Source organism: Pseudoalteromonas sp. BSi20652 (genome assembly GCF_000239855.1).
GTDB lineage: Bacteria > Pseudomonadota > Gammaproteobacteria > Enterobacterales > Alteromonadaceae > Pseudoalteromonas.
The window spans coordinates 1-15,231 of record NZ_BADT01000089.1 but is presented as its reverse complement, the minus strand read 5'-3'; the positions used below and the strand labels follow the sequence as shown (position 1 = coordinate 15,231).

Here is a 15,231-nt window from a genome sequence, read left to right as displayed (position 1 = left end):
TAATTAGTTTTTTTCCTCAGACGCTTTGGTATTAGTTTGCGCTGTTTCTAAAGAATTCGCAACTCGTGCTTGGCGTTGATGCTCAAGAACTAATGCACCAATACGTTGCTGTTGTAATTCACGTAAACCTAGCTCTGCATTTTCAAGCGCAGGCGCTGCTGATGAATAACTAACCGGTGAAGCCATACCTGTTAGGGGTGTTGTTTGCAGCAAGGGAATTTCATTTTGCTGAGGATCATTTTGAGGTAGCGTATTTACTCCCATAATAGCAAACATGGCTACGCTGGCAGCAATCGCTAGTTGAGCAACAGGCTTGCGCCAATTAAAAGCCACTACTTTATTATCTTGCACTGTCTCTGTGATTGCTTGAGGCTGTGTTTTTGGTTTATTAAAGTCAGCATAAACAGGCTCGCTTTCTAGTGCTAATGCAACGCGGTCGCTAATATCAATATGAATGTCGTTATTATTTTTTTGAGCTCGCATTGCATCACCAATTAACGCATAACGGCCGAACGTAGTAACGTCTTGCTCTGCAATTATTGCATCAGTTAGATGTTGTTCGCCATCAAGTAATGCCGATAACGCTTCGTTATCTAACTTGTTAAGGTGTGCTTTTGTCATACTAAGACTCGCCTATTAATGGGTTTAATTTGTTATCAATTGCTTCTCGGGCACGAAATATACGCGAACGCACAGTCCCGACGGGGCAATCCATTACCACGGCTATTTCTTCATAGCTCATCCCTTCGATTTCTCTAAGAGTGATTGCGGTTTTAAGCTCTTCAGGCAAACTATCAATTGTATTAAAAATTACAGCGCGAACTTCTTCGCTCAGTAGTAAATTTTCAGGGGATGCGTTTGATCGCATCGAATCACCGCAGTCATAAAATTCAGCGTCTTCAGCGTCTATATCATTAGCTGGCGGTTTACGGCCCTGGGCTACTAAGTAATTTTTAGCACAATTAACGGCAATACGGTATAACCACGTGTAAAAGGCGCTGTCACCTCTAAAGTTGGGAAGTGCACGGTAAGCTTTAATAAAAGCCTCTTGTGCTACATCAGCAATATCGCCTTGGTTTGATACATAACGTGAGATCAAACCTGCAATTTTGTTTTGATACTTCTTCACTAATAGGTTGAAGGCGTTTTTATCTCCTTGCTGGACCCTTTTTACTAGCACTAAATCTAATTCCTGCTCGCTCATTCGAGCCGGTACTCCTATGTCTGATTTTTGCTTGTTATTCATATTGTCGTTATTGTTCACAAATACTCTGACCCCGACATGAATAAAAAGTTCTGCTTAATATTATTTTTTTATAAAATAGATGATAAATAACGGCGCTAAGCCTTTAAAATCACTACGTAGTAGTATGACAAATATGGTACAACTACAGATATTAAAAACAAATATTGCTCTATATGAGCATTGTAACCGCAAAGTACCTCTGACATGAACCAAAATAAACATCACATTGCAGATGTCGCTATTATAGGTAGCGGCGCAGCAGGCTTATCACTTGCATTATCTCTAGCTAATTATTGTAACGTTACCGTGATCAGTAAAGGAGCGCTTACAGAAGGTTCTACTTTATATGCCCAAGGTGGTATAGCAGCTGTATTTGATAAACAAAACGACAGCATAGAATCTCATGTTGAAGATACGCTCGATGCGGGCGGCGGTTTATGCGACAGAGACGCTGTTCATTATACTGCCAGCAATGCTCACGATTGCCTACAGTGGTTAATCGACCAAGGCGTACCCTTTGATATGGAGTTTGATAGCAAAGGAAAAGAGCGTTTTCATTTAACACGTGAAGGCGGTCACAGCCATCGTCGTATTTTGCATGCAGCTGATGCAACAGGCAAAGCTGTGCAAACTACGCTTATTAGCCAAGTAAAAATTCATAAGAATATAACGCTCTTAGAGCAATACAACGCTATTGATTTAATCACGGATAAAAGTGCCGGAAAAACAGGCTCACACATTGAAGGTATGTATGTGTGGAACAAAAAAGCTAAAAAAGTAGAAACTATTTCAGCTAAATTTGTAGCCCTTGCAACGGGTGGCGCGAGTAAAGTGTATTTGTATACGTCAAACCCAGACGTTTCAAGTGGTGATGGCATTGCAATGGCGTGGCGCGCAGGCTGTAAAGTTGCAAATATGGAGTTTAATCAATTTCATCCTACAAGCCTTTATCATCCAGAATTACAAAACTTTTTAATTACCGAGGCTATGCGCGGAGAAGGGGCTTATTTAAAACGCCCTGATGGCACTCGGTTTATGAAAGACTTTGATAGCCGTGAAGAGCTTGCTCCTCGCGACATAGTGGCTCGTGCGATTGATTTTGAAATGAAACGCCTTGGTGCAAAGTGCGTATACCTTGATATTAGCCATAAAGATAAAGAATTTATTATTGAACACTTTCCTACTATTTACGCAAAATGCTTAAGTGTAGGACTTGATATAACAAAAGAAGCAATTCCAGTAGTTCCCGCAGCTCACTATACCTGTGGTGGAGTTATGACTGACTTTAACGGTAAAACCGATTTAGATAACTTATATGCTATAGGTGAGGTGGCTTACACTGGCCTACATGGTGCAAACCGTATGGCAAGTAATTCATTATTAGAATGTATCGTATTTGCCCACGCTGCTGCGAAAGATATATTAAGTAAAATTGAACGAGCCCCTGAGCCTATCGCACTACCACATTGGGATGAAAGCCGCGTTAGTAACTCTGATGAGGAAATTGTTATTACCCATAACTGGCATGAGTTACGCCTATTTATGTGGGATTATGTCGGGATTGTACGCTCAACTAAACGTTTGGAGCGTGCGCTTCATCGCGTTGAATTATTGCAGCAAGAAATACATGATTACTATGCGAACTTTAGGGTGAGCAATAACTTGTTAGAGTTACGTAATTTAGTGCAAGTGGCTGAATTAATTATTAGAAGTGCAATGGAGCGTAAAGAGAGTCGAGGTCTGCATTATACTATTGACTATCCCAAAAAAAATAAAAACCCAAAACCAACTATTTTAACGCCGCGTTAAGTAACGCCCGTTTTAACCTTACAAAGCTTTGTTCATCGACACCATTGGCTGATATTATTAGCCAATGGTTTGTACTGAAGCCTTTTATGTACAACCAAGCACTATTGCCAAATAAACGACTTTTAACGCTTATCTCGCCTTGAATTTTTAACGTAGTACTTTCAAATCTAAACTGGTTCGGCTCTAAAATTATTACACCTTGAGGTGGGTGCGCGGCTAAAATTTTGCGCCAAGCCAACAGCCCAGTTAATGCATTTACAATTATACAAAAAACCATTGCTGTAATTGAACTTAAAAACAGACACAATACTAAAGCAAGCATACAAAAAAAGACCACAACTGATTTGTGGTCTGGTTTATTTTCTGTAACCGTAAATCTATACACGAACTCGATCTAGAATCAGTTTAATCATGCCATTTAGTTGCTCATCTTTACATTCTTGATGACCCATAAACCATGCAAATAAATCAGGATCTTCTTCTGTTAGTAAACGCTGAAAAATAGCTTGCTGCTCTGCGTTTAAAGAATCGTATGCTTCCTCTACAAACGGCATAAACAAAACATCTAGCTCTAACATGCCACGACGGCAAGCCCAACGAATACGTGCTTTACTATGAATTTCAACCATTTTAAACCTCATACTTAATTGACTCGAGTTTAACAAACACAAGCCTATTTAGCAGCTATTAATCTCTCATTAAAGAATAAACCCGCACCAATAAGCGCTTGTCTGTACCATACGTAACAACTGCGTTATTATGTCACTTCATTTATATTGCAAAGAAGGTTTTTATGTCGAGCGTTTATGCATGTCCGCTATCCCATCAGCTTATTAGCCTCTGCGGTGCTGATAAATTATCCTATTTACACGGGCAAATCACTCAAGATATTAATAAATTAACCAGCAGTAATTATTTATGGACTGGTCATTGCAGCGCCAAAGGCAAGCTTTGGGGTGTATTTCAACTATTTTCTTACCAAGATAATTATTACCTTGCAGGTAGTAAAGCTGAAATTGAAAAATCCTTAGCTGAGCTTAAAAAATATGCTGTATTTGCAAACGTTGATATTAGTACATCCTCAAAGCGTTTAATTGGCTTAATAGGTAATGATTTATCTGCTGTACTTGCACAACTTGATATTAACTTTAAAAGTGATACAAGCGCGTGTGATTTTACCCACGGTAAAGCATTAAAATTAGCTAACAACCGTGTATTATTAATGGTTGATAGCCAATTTGATATGCCTGATGACGTATCTACGCTTGATAATGAAGCCCCATGGCAACAAGCATCTATGCTTGCAGGTGAGCCTCAATTAAGTATAGAAGCCATTGGCGAGTATGTTCCTCAAATGGTAAACCTGCACGCGATTGGCGGTATAAGCTTTAAAAAAGGGTGTTACACAGGTCAAGAAACTGTCGCCCGCATGAAGTACCTAGGTAAAAATAAGCGTGCAATGTATATCGTTTCAGGGCAAAGCGAAGGGATACTTTCAGAGCCTGATTTAGAAACCCAATTGGGCGAAAATTGGCGCCGTGCGGGTAAACTTATTGCACAAAGCTTTAATGAACAAACAAATAAATTAATAGGCCTTGTTGTGTTGCCAAACGATACTGATGTAACTCAGGTACTTCGTGCAAAACACATACCTCAGGTAGAGCTAAGCATTCTGCCTCTACCCTACTCTCTTGAAGATGAATAAATAGGAATGACTATGATCGTTGCGGCAAACAAAGTGGTAAAAATGCATTATTCGGTAATGGATAATGATGGCAATAGCATTGATAACTCGTTTGGTGGTGAGCCACTACACTTTATTATTGGTACCGGCTACTTAATTTCAGGCCTAGAAAATGCTTTGCAAGGCAAACAACCAGGCGACACACTTAGCGTAAAAGTTGAACCTGATGAAGGCTATGGCGAACGCCACGATAACCTAATGCAAGCTGTACCTAAGTCAATGTTTGAAGGTATGGAAATTGAAGTCGGCATGCAATTTCGTGCATCAACAGATGATGGTGACCAATCAGTAATGATCATCGATATCCAAGATGAAGAAGTGATTGTAGATGGTAATAACCCACTTGCGGGCATAACACTTAACTTTGATGTAGAAATACTAGAAGTACGTGATGCAACCGAAGAAGAACTCACTCATGGTCATGTACATGGTGAAGGTGGATGTGGTCACGACCACTAATACACTGTTAAACCAAGTAAAAAAGCGCCTAGGGCGCTTTTTTTATATCATATTGTTGCGCTTAACCGTTTCAGTTTTTGCCTTACTAGGTAGCGCGATTGATACATTCTTTTCTTTTAGTGCGGCTAGTAAACCTTTTTGATCGTTTGTGCCAACTCGATACAAAGTGCCATCTTTAAGCGTTAGCTGTATTGCACTAAAGCCAGATACTGTATAAACCCAACCATCGTGAGTAATTCGCATACCAATACCGTGTCTGTAAGAGTTTTGAACTGCCTTAGCTTCTACTACTTCGCCAAGCTCAATACTCTGCCCTGCAACGCCAGGACCAAACGCCCAGCTAATTTTTTTATCATCTACTTTAACTGTTAGACCATGGAACAAAAAGCCCACCAGCACTAAAATCCCAGCAAATATCATTAAAGGTCCATCAGCGCCTAACAAGTTCCATGCAAGGGCTACAAAACCGCCTATCCACGCTAATACAAAAAAGATAAACACTGCATACTGTTTATGCTGATACATAATATTCTCTAAATTAAATAAATACTTAAAAGCTGTACACCAATGTAGCACTCAGCTCTGAGTCAAACTTGAGTTTATCATCTTCGGGTTTTGAATTATAACGATACATGTAGGTAAATTTGAGTGAGACGGCGCCAATCACTTGGCTTATCAGTGCGGTTTCAGATTTTAAACGAGAATTAAGACCTGAGAGCGACTGCTCTATACTCACATCTTGATTAAAACGAGTACGCTTAGAAACCAAACGTTCCCACTGCATTGCAACACGTACTAAGTAACCCGTTTTATTGATTTCATCCTCGCTCACATCCGAATCATCGTCAGCTACTGAACGATATAAACCAGGCCCTATATCAATATCTACTTTGTTTTTAGAGCCTTGATACACGCGCGCACCATAGCCTGTTGCTACCGTGCTTTTAAAATTAAGCCCACTAAACTGATCTTCTTCGTAATCACCGTATATAAAAAAAGATGAATTTTTAACGCCTACTTTATAATTACCTTGCGCTGATACAAAGATACGATTAGCTGTAACATCACTGCCGCCGCTTTCATCATTCTCGTCGCGCTTATAAAGAGAGTCTATTTTGAATTGATTGCGCCATTTTTCAAAATCTTGGTATAAATTACCTTTGAGCTTAAAACTGGTCGAATTGGTGTTACCTTTGCTCACAATAAAGCCAAATTCAGTATCACCGTAAAACATTTCACCTTTATGTAACTCATGAATTTCTTCATCAGAGAGCTTGCCATATTCATGAAAATCTTCAAATGGATCAACGGCCCAACTTGGGCTGCTAATTATTAGAAAAATTAAAAATAAATACTTACGCACAACACTCTCTCTGCACACAATTATAAAAATAAGCAGTATTGCTTATTCACTCTCTTTCCATAGAATATGACAAAACGGAGCATCTTTATCACGACTAATCAAAATTTTAGCAAATAAAACATCATCATTTTCAAATTCTAAACCAACCAGCACCTGAATAAAATGCTCTGGCTCTATCTCAAGGGCTACAAAGTCTTGCCACTGTTCGTCTGGCTCATCTTCTTCAATAAAGCCTAGGTCTTCTCTAAACTCATTAAAGTCTTCAACATCTTTATCACTCAAGTTATTTGGCGCTAGCTCTAAAAAAATATCATAAGCTTGGTGAGTCGCTTCTTCTACCGTATATAAACGTGGACCAGACATATATGCTTAACCTTAAGCTTTTAAGTTGCGCTATATTATCAAATCTCATCATCATTTTGATAAAAAAAAGCGTAAAACACTGACTTTTTTGTAACCGAGTCATGCTTTATTCAGCATACAACTAAAACGACAAACAACAATTAACCTAACCTATTGAATATAAAGATTACTTTTATTATTTTAGTTAAAATAACAACGTAAAATATTTTTATTATCTTAGGTCCGAATTGTTTAGCTTTTTCTCATCTGAATCTAACCCTTTAAGACTACAGCTTTAGCAATAAATTCCATTTATTTAAAAAATACCGTCACTTTACTTAATTCTTATAACAACATAAGCTCAACTAACAGGTCAGAGGAGTGTGTAATGATAAAACTAGAAAAACAAAATGGCATTGCAACCGTCACGCTTAGCAGAGCAAAAAAACAAAATGCATTAAGCTTTGAAATGTTTGTAGAGCTAAACAAAGCTATTAAAAATATAAAAAGAGATCGCAGTATTCGTGCTGTAGTAATAAAAGGCGATGGCGAGCATTTTTGTGCAGGCCTTGATATATCAGCTGTCATGGCGGCACCATTGAATATAATAAAACTATTGTTCAAATGGTTACCTGGCAATCAAAACTTAGCGCAAAAAGTAGTATTAGGCTGGCAGTCACTGAGCGTGCCTGTTATTGCACAAATTGATGGCAACTGTTTAGGAGGGGGATTACAAATAGCGTTGGGTGCCGATTACAGGGTTGTTCATCTTGATGCCAAACTTGCCATTATGGAAGCGCGTTGGGGATTGTGCCCCGATATGGGTGCAAATGTAATGATGAGCGGTTTAGTTAAGCGCGACCAAGCACTTTGGCTTGCAAGCCACGCAAACCCAATCACTGCACAACAAGCAAATGAGCTAGGTTTGGTTACTAAACTTACCGATGATACTCAACAAGCCACGCAAAACATGCTCAATACATTACTCGAACGCTCACCCGATACGCTTGCTGCTATTAAACGTGTTACACAACTTAGCTATAAACCAAACCAACGAAAAATACTCGCGAAAGAAACCTTAAGCCAAATTCGCTTACTGCTAAACCCAAATACTAAAAAAGCCATTGCTAAAGCAAAAGGAAAAGCGGATATAACCTACGCAAATACAAAGCACTGGTAGACTATTGCACAATGCATAAAAGAGTCTGATTTGTTAAAGTTAAGCTCTTATTTTTTCTGTGAGCCACTTTGATGAAATATCTGCTCAGTAGCGCTATTATTTTACTCTGTTTAGCCTTCGCTAAACTCGTTATGCACTTTATTGGTGGAAGCTTTCCTGCACCGTTACTTGCTATGGTTATTTTATTAGTTTTACTCTTATCGGGAATTGTAAAAGAGCAACATGTAAAGCCATGCGCCTCCCCTATTTTAAATATTATGCCTATATTTTTCATTCCTGCAGGCGTGGGATTTATTGAACATCTCGGCCTTATAAAATCGCAATGGGCATTTTTAGCCTCAGTTGTGGTGCTAGTCCCTATAACTACCTTATTGCTTGTTAGCAGTGTAATTGCGTACTTTAAGGGAAAAGAAAATAATGACTGATTTTACTTTTTCCGCTATTTCAGAGCTACAGCCTAATTTATGGTGGCTAAGTATTCCTTTTATTATTGTATTGTTTTTAGCACTAAGGGCCGTAAACCAAAGTATAAAAAGCAGCGTATTTAAATCGCTCACTAACCCCGTATTTTTAAGTATTAGTATTATCGCTTTATTACTCGTTAACCTAAATTTGCCTTATACGCAATTTGCCACGCACAGCAAATTACTAAGCGGGTTATTAGAGCCCGCAATTGTCGCTTTAGCGCTTCCTTTATATCAGCAGTTTACACACGTACGAAAAAACTTATTACTCATAGTCGCAACATGTAGCTTAGGTATTGTTAACGCAACCGTTGTGGCATTTTTACTAAGCATATTATTTAATGCGCCAGCGCAGCTAAGTGCATCTGTTGCCGCACTCAGTGTCACAACCCCAATATCTTTAATTGTTACCAACTCGTTAGGAGGTATAAGCTCTCTTGCTGCAGCTTTAGTTATTTTTATTGGTTTACTAGGGGCTTTATTTGGTTTTATGCTTTTTAAACTCATTAATATTTTTAATCACGAATCTCAAGGTGTTGCCATGGGCACCGCTTGTCATGCAATTGGGACTGCTGCTGCTATTGCTGAGCATCCAAAAGTAGGCGCTTACTCCTCAGTTGCAATGGCGCTAAGTGCTTTATTAACCGCAATTATAGTGCCGCTGTTATATCCATTTTTAGTCAACATTTTGCTATAGTTGGAAAAATACAACATAGCCCTAACATAGAGCGCTTTATGATCAGTTCTGAAATCGAACAGTTTGAAAAATATTACACCATGCTTACTGAGTATATGGTTACCTACAGTATGCAAATTGTTGGCGCTATTTTTATCGTCCTCATTGGTTTGTGGATAGCACAAAAGCTTGCCAAATTTGTAGCTGCGTTAATGACCCGCCATAACGTTGATATTACGCTCACTAACTTTGTCAGTAGCGTGGTAAAAGTACTGCTCATTGTAATGGTTATAATTATTGCACTTGGCAAAATAGGTATCAGCGTTACGCCATTTGTAGCTGCCATTGGTGCTGCATCTTTAGGTGCTGGTTTAGCACTGCAAGGAATGCTTTCTAACTATGGTGCAGGCCTTGCCATTATAGCCACTCGACCTTTTGTTGTTGGTGATACTATTGAAGTTAAAAATGTAAGCGGCCAAGTTAAAACAATTGAGCTTGGCTACACTATTTTAATCAATGAAGAAAAAGTAGAAATTACCATTCCAAATAAGCACATAGTAGGTGAAATACTTCATAACTCATTTAGTTACTCATTGGTCAAAGGTGAAATAGATATAGCCTATAGTGCTTGCTCTGATAATGCGATTAGCCTTATTGAAGACGTACTTAAAGCACACGAATTAGTCGCACAAAATCCGTTATCACAAGTGGGTATTGAACGCTTTGCCGATAGCGGTGTTACAATAAGCTACCGATATTGGGTACCTACCACTAAAATTATTGAAACCAAGCTGGCTATTAATGGCGGTGTTTATAAAGCAATTAATAACGCTGATATTGAAATCCCATTCCCTCAACGCGTCATTACTATAAATAAAAGCGATATATAGTCATAAAATCCAGTGGGTAATTCAATATTGAATTACCCACATCAATAAACTTCTTTTACTGCGTAAAAACTCCTTATCTGTTTGTTATTTTATCTGTAATATAAAGACTTGGTTAAAAAAGTCGGCTAATCACTCGCTTTAATTACATAATAACAATAATGAGCCATTATGAATCGCAGCCCTTTTTATTTAGGTGATTGGCAAGTCAATCCCCAGTCAAATACTCTTCAGCGTGCAGAAAAAAATAAACAGTTAGAACCAAAAGCCATGGATGTGTTAGTTCATCTTTGCTTCCAAAAAGGCGAAATTGTTACTACTGACGAGCTATTAGATCAATGCTGGAAAAATGTTGAGGTAGGCGATAACCCGCTGCATAAAACAATTACCCAGTTACGAAAAGCCCTCGGTGATAAAGCAAGTGAACCCACCTACATAGAAACTATTCGCAAACGTGGTTACCGCGTTATTGCAAAACTTGAGTTTCCTCTGGCTGAAGATATAAAAAAAAGTGAAAACACATGGCAAGGTGGCTCTCCTTTTTTAGGATTAAGCGCCTACAACCCAAGCGATACACACCTATTTTTTGGCCGCAATCAATCTATAGAAACGTTACTCAATAGAATATCGAGCCAAGTTAAATTTGGTCGTGCTTTTTGCTTAATACTTGGCCCTAGCGGTACGGGTAAATCTTCGCTTGTTAATGCTGGGATTTTACCAAAACTGCTAGATGAGCGAGGCTATAACGGCATTGGGGTTATTTCTTATAGCCAACTCGACTTTGCAGATGTTCATAAAAATAGACTTTTTTTAGATTTAGCTTCTGCATTGCTTGATTGGGATATAAACGCCCAGCCTGTGTTTGAAGGATTAAGCGCGCAAACACTGGCAGAGCAACTAGAGTTGACAATCGATGGCGTAATTAACGCCATACAAGCTGCACTTAGTAAAGCCTCTACACAACTTAAAACACCCCAGTTATTTTTATTTATTGACCGCTTAGAAGTACTGCTTTCTTCTCCTATATTTAGTAGCGAAACGCGCAGCCATTTTTTATCGGTTATTGAGCGCTTAGCAACCTCTAAAACTGTGATTGTATTTAGTGCGTGTCGTAACGACTTTTACCCTTTAGTGGTTGAACAACCCAGTTTAATGGCAGGCAAAGCTCATGGCGCGCACTACGATTTAACACCGCCAAACCGCCAAGAGCTTCAACAAATTATTCGCCTGCCAGCGTTAACCGCTAATTTAACGTTCTCTAATGACCCGCAAACCCAAACACCACTGGATGAAATACTTTGTGCCGATACAGCCAATAACCCCGATGCATTGCCCATGCTGCAATACACATTACAAGAGCTGTACTTACAGCGCAGTGATAATAACGAGCTACTGCACAGTGTTTACAAAAAACTCGGGGGTATTGAGGGCGCCATAGGCAAAAAGGCAGAAGATGTATTTATTGGCCTTTCTAAAGCGCAACAACTGCAACTAAAAAGCGTGTTATCACAATTAATAACGCTAAACCCTGACGGTAAAACCATCACTAGCCGCGCAGCCCGCTGGAAAGCATTAACCAACACCAGCCAAAAAGAGCTTGTGCAAGCCATGGTCGATAGCCGCTTATTTGTATCGCATTTACAAAATGGCGAAGCCTGTTTTAGCCTTGCTCACGAGGCATTATTACGTCAATGGCCGCGCGCAAAGCAGTGGATAAGCGATCACAAAGATGCACTAGCAGTAAAAAGCCGCTTACATCACCAAGCACAAAATTGGATAGATGAAGGTAAAAGTAATGCTTACCTCCTAGCACCAGGTAAACCGCTACAAGAAGCGCAGCTATTACTTAACGACAAACTGTTTAAATTAGATGATAACGAGCATGCTCTTATCAAAAGCTCTATTAAAAAAACAAAAACAAAAACAAGAGTAAAACGAGTGACCGTTGCTTTATTGTGCTTACTTACCCTTACCGCGTTATTAATGAGCTTCACCAGTTTTAAGGCCCAACAACATGCGCAAAAAAAGCAGCTTGAGGCCGAAAGCTTACTAGGATTTATGGTGGGTGACTTTGCCGATAAATTACGTAGCGTTGAACGTATGGACTTACTTGATGGTATTAGTAATAAAGCACTTGAGTATTTTACTGATCAAACTGACGATTCAAGTTTACTCTTTAGCTTTAGCGATAATAAAGCACAATTTAACAACCGTTTTCAGTACGCACAAACCCTTGAAGCAATGGGTGAAGTAGCTTATTCCCGGGGTAAAACCGATGAAGCCTTTATCGCCTTTGAAAATGCCCGTACCCGCCTTGAGGCATTATTAAAAATACAGCCTAACAACTTAGAGCTACTAACACTTGCAGGTGCCAATGCCTTTTGGCTTGGTCAATTAGCTTATGATCAAAATGATCATCAAGCTACTGAGCAAATGTTTAAAAAATACCACGCTTACAGTAAAAAAATGTATGCGCTGGCTGCCAATGATTTTAACTCTATTATGGAATTGTCGTATTCATATAATTCTTTAGGTTCTTTATACATAGAAAGATCTGACTACAGCGCTGCAAAAAAGAACTTTACAGAGTCACTTTTACTTAAAAATAAAGCGCTTGAACTAAAACCGAATAACAAAAATTTACTTCGAGATAAATCCGATACGATTAGTTGGCTTGCAAAAACAGAAGAGAAGCGAAGTAACTTTAATGAAGCAGTTAATATATTAGAAGCTGCAGTTGGCGTAATCACAAAATTGATTGCTAACTACCCTCGTGATGCAAGCCTTTTTTACACGTCAGCAAACCTATATATGCAACAAAGTTATTTACTGAGCTATTTGAGTGATAAACGGATGGCCCATAAAAAAGCCAGCTTGGCTAATCAAGTTATCAATGAAGCTTTAGTACAAGATCCAAAAAACAATAAATTTCAGCTTATGTATTATCGCTCTTTAGCACATTCACTAATGCTATCTACTGATGAAAGTACTGACTCAAGAATTGAAAAAACAATTAATTTTTTAAAATCTCAAAATTTTAAAAATACCAGCACTATTAATACACAAATTGCACTGATTCAATATTTTATAAATAGACAATCACCACTCAAAGCGCAGGAGTTATTAACTGATCTTGAGAATAATGAAAACTATACACATCAATTAGCCAACCTAACTAGAAATGGTGATTACTTAGTACATACAAGAATAAACTTAATCAAAGCAAACTTAGCTACAACTAATAAACAGCGAGAGCAATTTTGCTTAAGTGCTATCAAAGCTATTTCTGAAGCTGCAAAAATAAGTCAGAGCGTAAAAATAACATACCCACTAGTACAAGCTTATACCTGTTTAAACAGAGAAGACGAGATATCAGAAATAAAAACAAGCCTAGTTAAATTAGGCATTACGAACTTCCAACTATAATTACTCATAAAGGAAATGATATGAATAACACCCTAGAAAATGTCGACTTTGTAGTAAATATTAAACTCAACAACAGTGGAGCTATTTTTAGCTATACAAAAAATGGCGAACCCGCTACTGGCGGTGGTGTAGTAAGAGGCAAAACCGCTGGCAACTACAATTTAGACGACACCACAATTGAAATTGGTTTCGTGTTTACTGGCGCTACCATCACCGATATCGACACACAAAAACCATGCGCCCAAGACTTCAGCTATAAAGTAAGTGACAACGGCCACACAATTATCATTACCGACACAGACGAAAATAATGGTTCTGTATGCCTAATATTTAACGTTGAGTGTAATGGCAATAAATATGAAAGCGCCGATCCTCAAGTTAAGAATGAAAAAGAACTCTAATTAGCAACGCTTATTTTAAAATTGCACAGGCCTATTAATTGCGGTGCATTTTTACAAACGCCCCTTAAATAAACAATAAATAACAAAGACTTAAATCAGAAGGTTACCGAAAGGTTTAAAAACCATAAATTAAATAAACTACTAGACATGAAGTTTCATTAACAATAAAAATGAGCAACACCATGTCTAACAATAATGAAAATAGCAGAGCAAATAACACCGACAACGCTGTATCTGCATTAATCAGCAGCATTTCTAATGCCGTTAACAATGAAAAAATAAGCGCAATTATTAATGTCACTAATGTCATGGCCGATGCTATTTTTATTGTTAATGCGGATGGCGTGTTTGAATCAGTAAACCCGGTTGCAGCTCGTTTTTTTAATGTTACGTCTGATTCATTAATAGGTAAAAAATGGCAAGATTGTTTACAAGAACAGTATCGCGATGACTATAAATACATGTTTGAAAGTTGGAAAAACAACTATCAAACACCACTCAATCATGGCCCGAAAGAAGTTAAAATAATAAAAAACAATGGTAGCTGTTTAGATATAGAGCTTTCAATTTCTTGTATCCCCGGATCAACCACAGACAATATCCCTCTATTTATTTGTATTATGCATGATATTTCTAGGCATGTTAAAAAGTATAAAGTACTCGAAAAAATAGCCAAAATTGATCACCTTACAGGTATCGCTAATCGCTGCACTTTAGAAAAGGCGATTATTAAAAATTGGCAAGAATGTATAGTAGATAAACAGCCTTTGAGTTTTATTTTGATCGATATTGATTTTTTTAAACTGTTTAATGATAACTTTGGTCATGTAAAGGGTGATAAATGTTTGCAAAAAGTAGCTCAAACAATTGAAGACTGCCTCCCTTCAAAAGATAGCTTAGTAGCACGCTATGGTGGTGAGGAGTTTGCTGTTGTATTACCCCGCTCACATGTCTCAAATGCAGAAATGATCGCAAAACGTATTCAAGAAAAAATACTAAACATTAATTTTAGAGATATTGGTTTGCCAGCGAATGTAAAAATAAGTGTAAGCCAGGGTTTAGCGTGTGAATACGATAATCAATACAGAACATCTGAGGCATTAATATGCGCGGCTGATACGGCTTTATATAGAGCGAAGTCGGAAGGTCGTAATAAATTATGTATAAGGTGATGTACCGACTATTTGGTATAGCCTTTATCTACTAAAATAAAAACCGACAATTGCGGTTTTTT

At 38.2% G+C, this 15,231-nt stretch carries 17 protein-coding genes; 10 read left to right on the top strand and 7 right to left on the bottom strand.

All coding sequences use genetic code 11. The annotated features are described in order from the left end of the window. Positions 1–3: 3 nt before the first annotated feature. Entirely contained in the window at positions 4–621 is a 618-nt protein-coding gene (locus P20652_RS11035) for a sigma-E factor negative regulatory protein (protein WP_008168014.1), read from the bottom strand. Between the two features lies 1 nt (position 622). Beyond that, entirely contained in the window at positions 623–1,204 is a 582-nt protein-coding gene (rpoE, locus tag P20652_RS11040; protein ID WP_008168012.1) for an RNA polymerase sigma factor RpoE, read from the bottom strand. A gap of 246 nt (positions 1,205–1,450) precedes the next feature. Here rpoE and nadB point away from each other — a divergent pair, with 246 nt between their 5' ends. Further along, on the top strand, positions 1,451–3,055 hold the full coding sequence (gene nadB, locus P20652_RS11045; RefSeq protein WP_008168010.1) for an L-aspartate oxidase: 1,605 nt from the start codon (positions 1,451–1,453) through the stop codon (positions 3,053–3,055). On the opposite strand, the gene P20652_RS20840 is transcribed toward nadB, so the two are convergent. Beyond that, the gene (locus P20652_RS20840; protein WP_008168008.1) at positions 3,036–3,377 is read right to left on the bottom strand and encodes a hypothetical protein; all 342 of its coding nucleotides are present in this window, start codon (positions 3,375–3,377) and stop codon (positions 3,036–3,038) included. The genes nadB and P20652_RS20840 overlap by 20 nt on opposite strands. Positions 3,378–3,432: 55 nt before the next feature. Beyond that, positions 3,433–3,684, bottom strand: coding sequence for a succinate dehydrogenase assembly factor 2 (locus P20652_RS11055; RefSeq protein WP_008168006.1), 252 nt, complete (start codon positions 3,682–3,684; stop codon positions 3,433–3,435). Between the two features lie 164 nt (positions 3,685–3,848). Here P20652_RS11055 and P20652_RS11060 point away from each other — a divergent pair, with 164 nt between their 5' ends. Together P20652_RS11060 and P20652_RS11065 are read left to right on the top strand one after the other, a co-directional pair. Further along, positions 3,849–4,760, top strand: coding sequence for a folate-binding protein YgfZ (locus P20652_RS11060; protein ID WP_008168004.1), 912 nt, complete (start codon positions 3,849–3,851; stop codon positions 4,758–4,760). Between the two features lie 12 nt (positions 4,761–4,772). After that, positions 4,773–5,258, top strand: coding sequence for a peptidylprolyl isomerase (locus P20652_RS11065; protein WP_007581704.1), 486 nt, complete (start codon positions 4,773–4,775; stop codon positions 5,256–5,258). 42 nt (positions 5,259–5,300) lie between these two features. On the opposite strand, the gene P20652_RS11070 is transcribed toward P20652_RS11065, so the two are convergent. From P20652_RS11070 to P20652_RS11080, 3 genes are read right to left on the bottom strand one after another with little or no spacing between them, the layout of a single operon-like run. After that, positions 5,301–5,783 carry a hypothetical protein gene (locus P20652_RS11070; protein ID WP_008168001.1) on the bottom strand — a complete coding sequence of 161 codons (483 nt, stop codon included), beginning with the start codon at positions 5,781–5,783 and terminating at the stop codon, positions 5,301–5,303. A gap of 25 nt (positions 5,784–5,808) precedes the next feature. Continuing rightward, positions 5,809–6,621, bottom strand: coding sequence for a DUF481 domain-containing protein (locus P20652_RS11075; RefSeq protein WP_008168000.1), 813 nt, complete (start codon positions 6,619–6,621; stop codon positions 5,809–5,811). Positions 6,622–6,663: 42 nt separating this feature from the next. Continuing rightward, positions 6,664–6,984 (bottom strand): HI1450 family dsDNA-mimic protein, encoded by a 321-nt coding sequence (locus tag P20652_RS11080; protein WP_008167999.1) that lies wholly within the window; start codon positions 6,982–6,984, stop codon positions 6,664–6,666. A 367-nt stretch (positions 6,985–7,351) separates the two neighbouring features. Between P20652_RS11080 and P20652_RS11085 the strand changes: the two genes are divergently transcribed. The 7 genes from P20652_RS11085 (at position 7,352) to P20652_RS11115 (ending at position 15,169) form a co-directional block, all read left to right on the top strand. Then, complete coding sequence (locus P20652_RS11085; protein WP_008167997.1) at positions 7,352–8,143, top strand: crotonase/enoyl-CoA hydratase family protein; 792 nt, start codon at positions 7,352–7,354, stop codon at positions 8,141–8,143. Positions 8,144–8,214: 71 nt separating this feature from the next. Next, the gene (locus tag P20652_RS11090) at positions 8,215–8,568 is read left to right on the top strand and encodes a CidA/LrgA family protein (RefSeq protein WP_008167995.1); all 354 of its coding nucleotides are present in this window, start codon (positions 8,215–8,217) and stop codon (positions 8,566–8,568) included. After that, complete coding sequence (locus P20652_RS11095) at positions 8,561–9,304, top strand: LrgB family protein (protein ID WP_008167993.1); 744 nt, start codon at positions 8,561–8,563, stop codon at positions 9,302–9,304. The genes P20652_RS11090 and P20652_RS11095 overlap by 8 nt, the downstream gene beginning before the upstream one ends. A gap of 38 nt (positions 9,305–9,342) precedes the next feature. Continuing rightward, complete coding sequence (locus P20652_RS11100) at positions 9,343–10,173, top strand: mechanosensitive ion channel family protein (RefSeq protein WP_008167991.1); 831 nt, start codon at positions 9,343–9,345, stop codon at positions 10,171–10,173. Positions 10,174–10,341: 168 nt separating this feature from the next. After that, positions 10,342–13,596, top strand: coding sequence for a winged helix-turn-helix domain-containing protein (locus P20652_RS11105; protein WP_008167990.1), 3,255 nt, complete (start codon positions 10,342–10,344; stop codon positions 13,594–13,596). Positions 13,597–13,616: 20 nt separating this feature from the next. Continuing rightward, positions 13,617–13,997 carry a DP-EP family protein gene (locus P20652_RS11110; protein ID WP_008167988.1) on the top strand — a complete coding sequence of 127 codons (381 nt, stop codon included), beginning with the start codon at positions 13,617–13,619 and terminating at the stop codon, positions 13,995–13,997. Positions 13,998–14,179: 182 nt separating this feature from the next. After that, complete coding sequence (locus P20652_RS11115; protein ID WP_008167987.1) at positions 14,180–15,169, top strand: sensor domain-containing diguanylate cyclase; 990 nt, start codon at positions 14,180–14,182, stop codon at positions 15,167–15,169. The last annotated feature ends 62 nt before the right edge of the window (positions 15,170–15,231 follow it).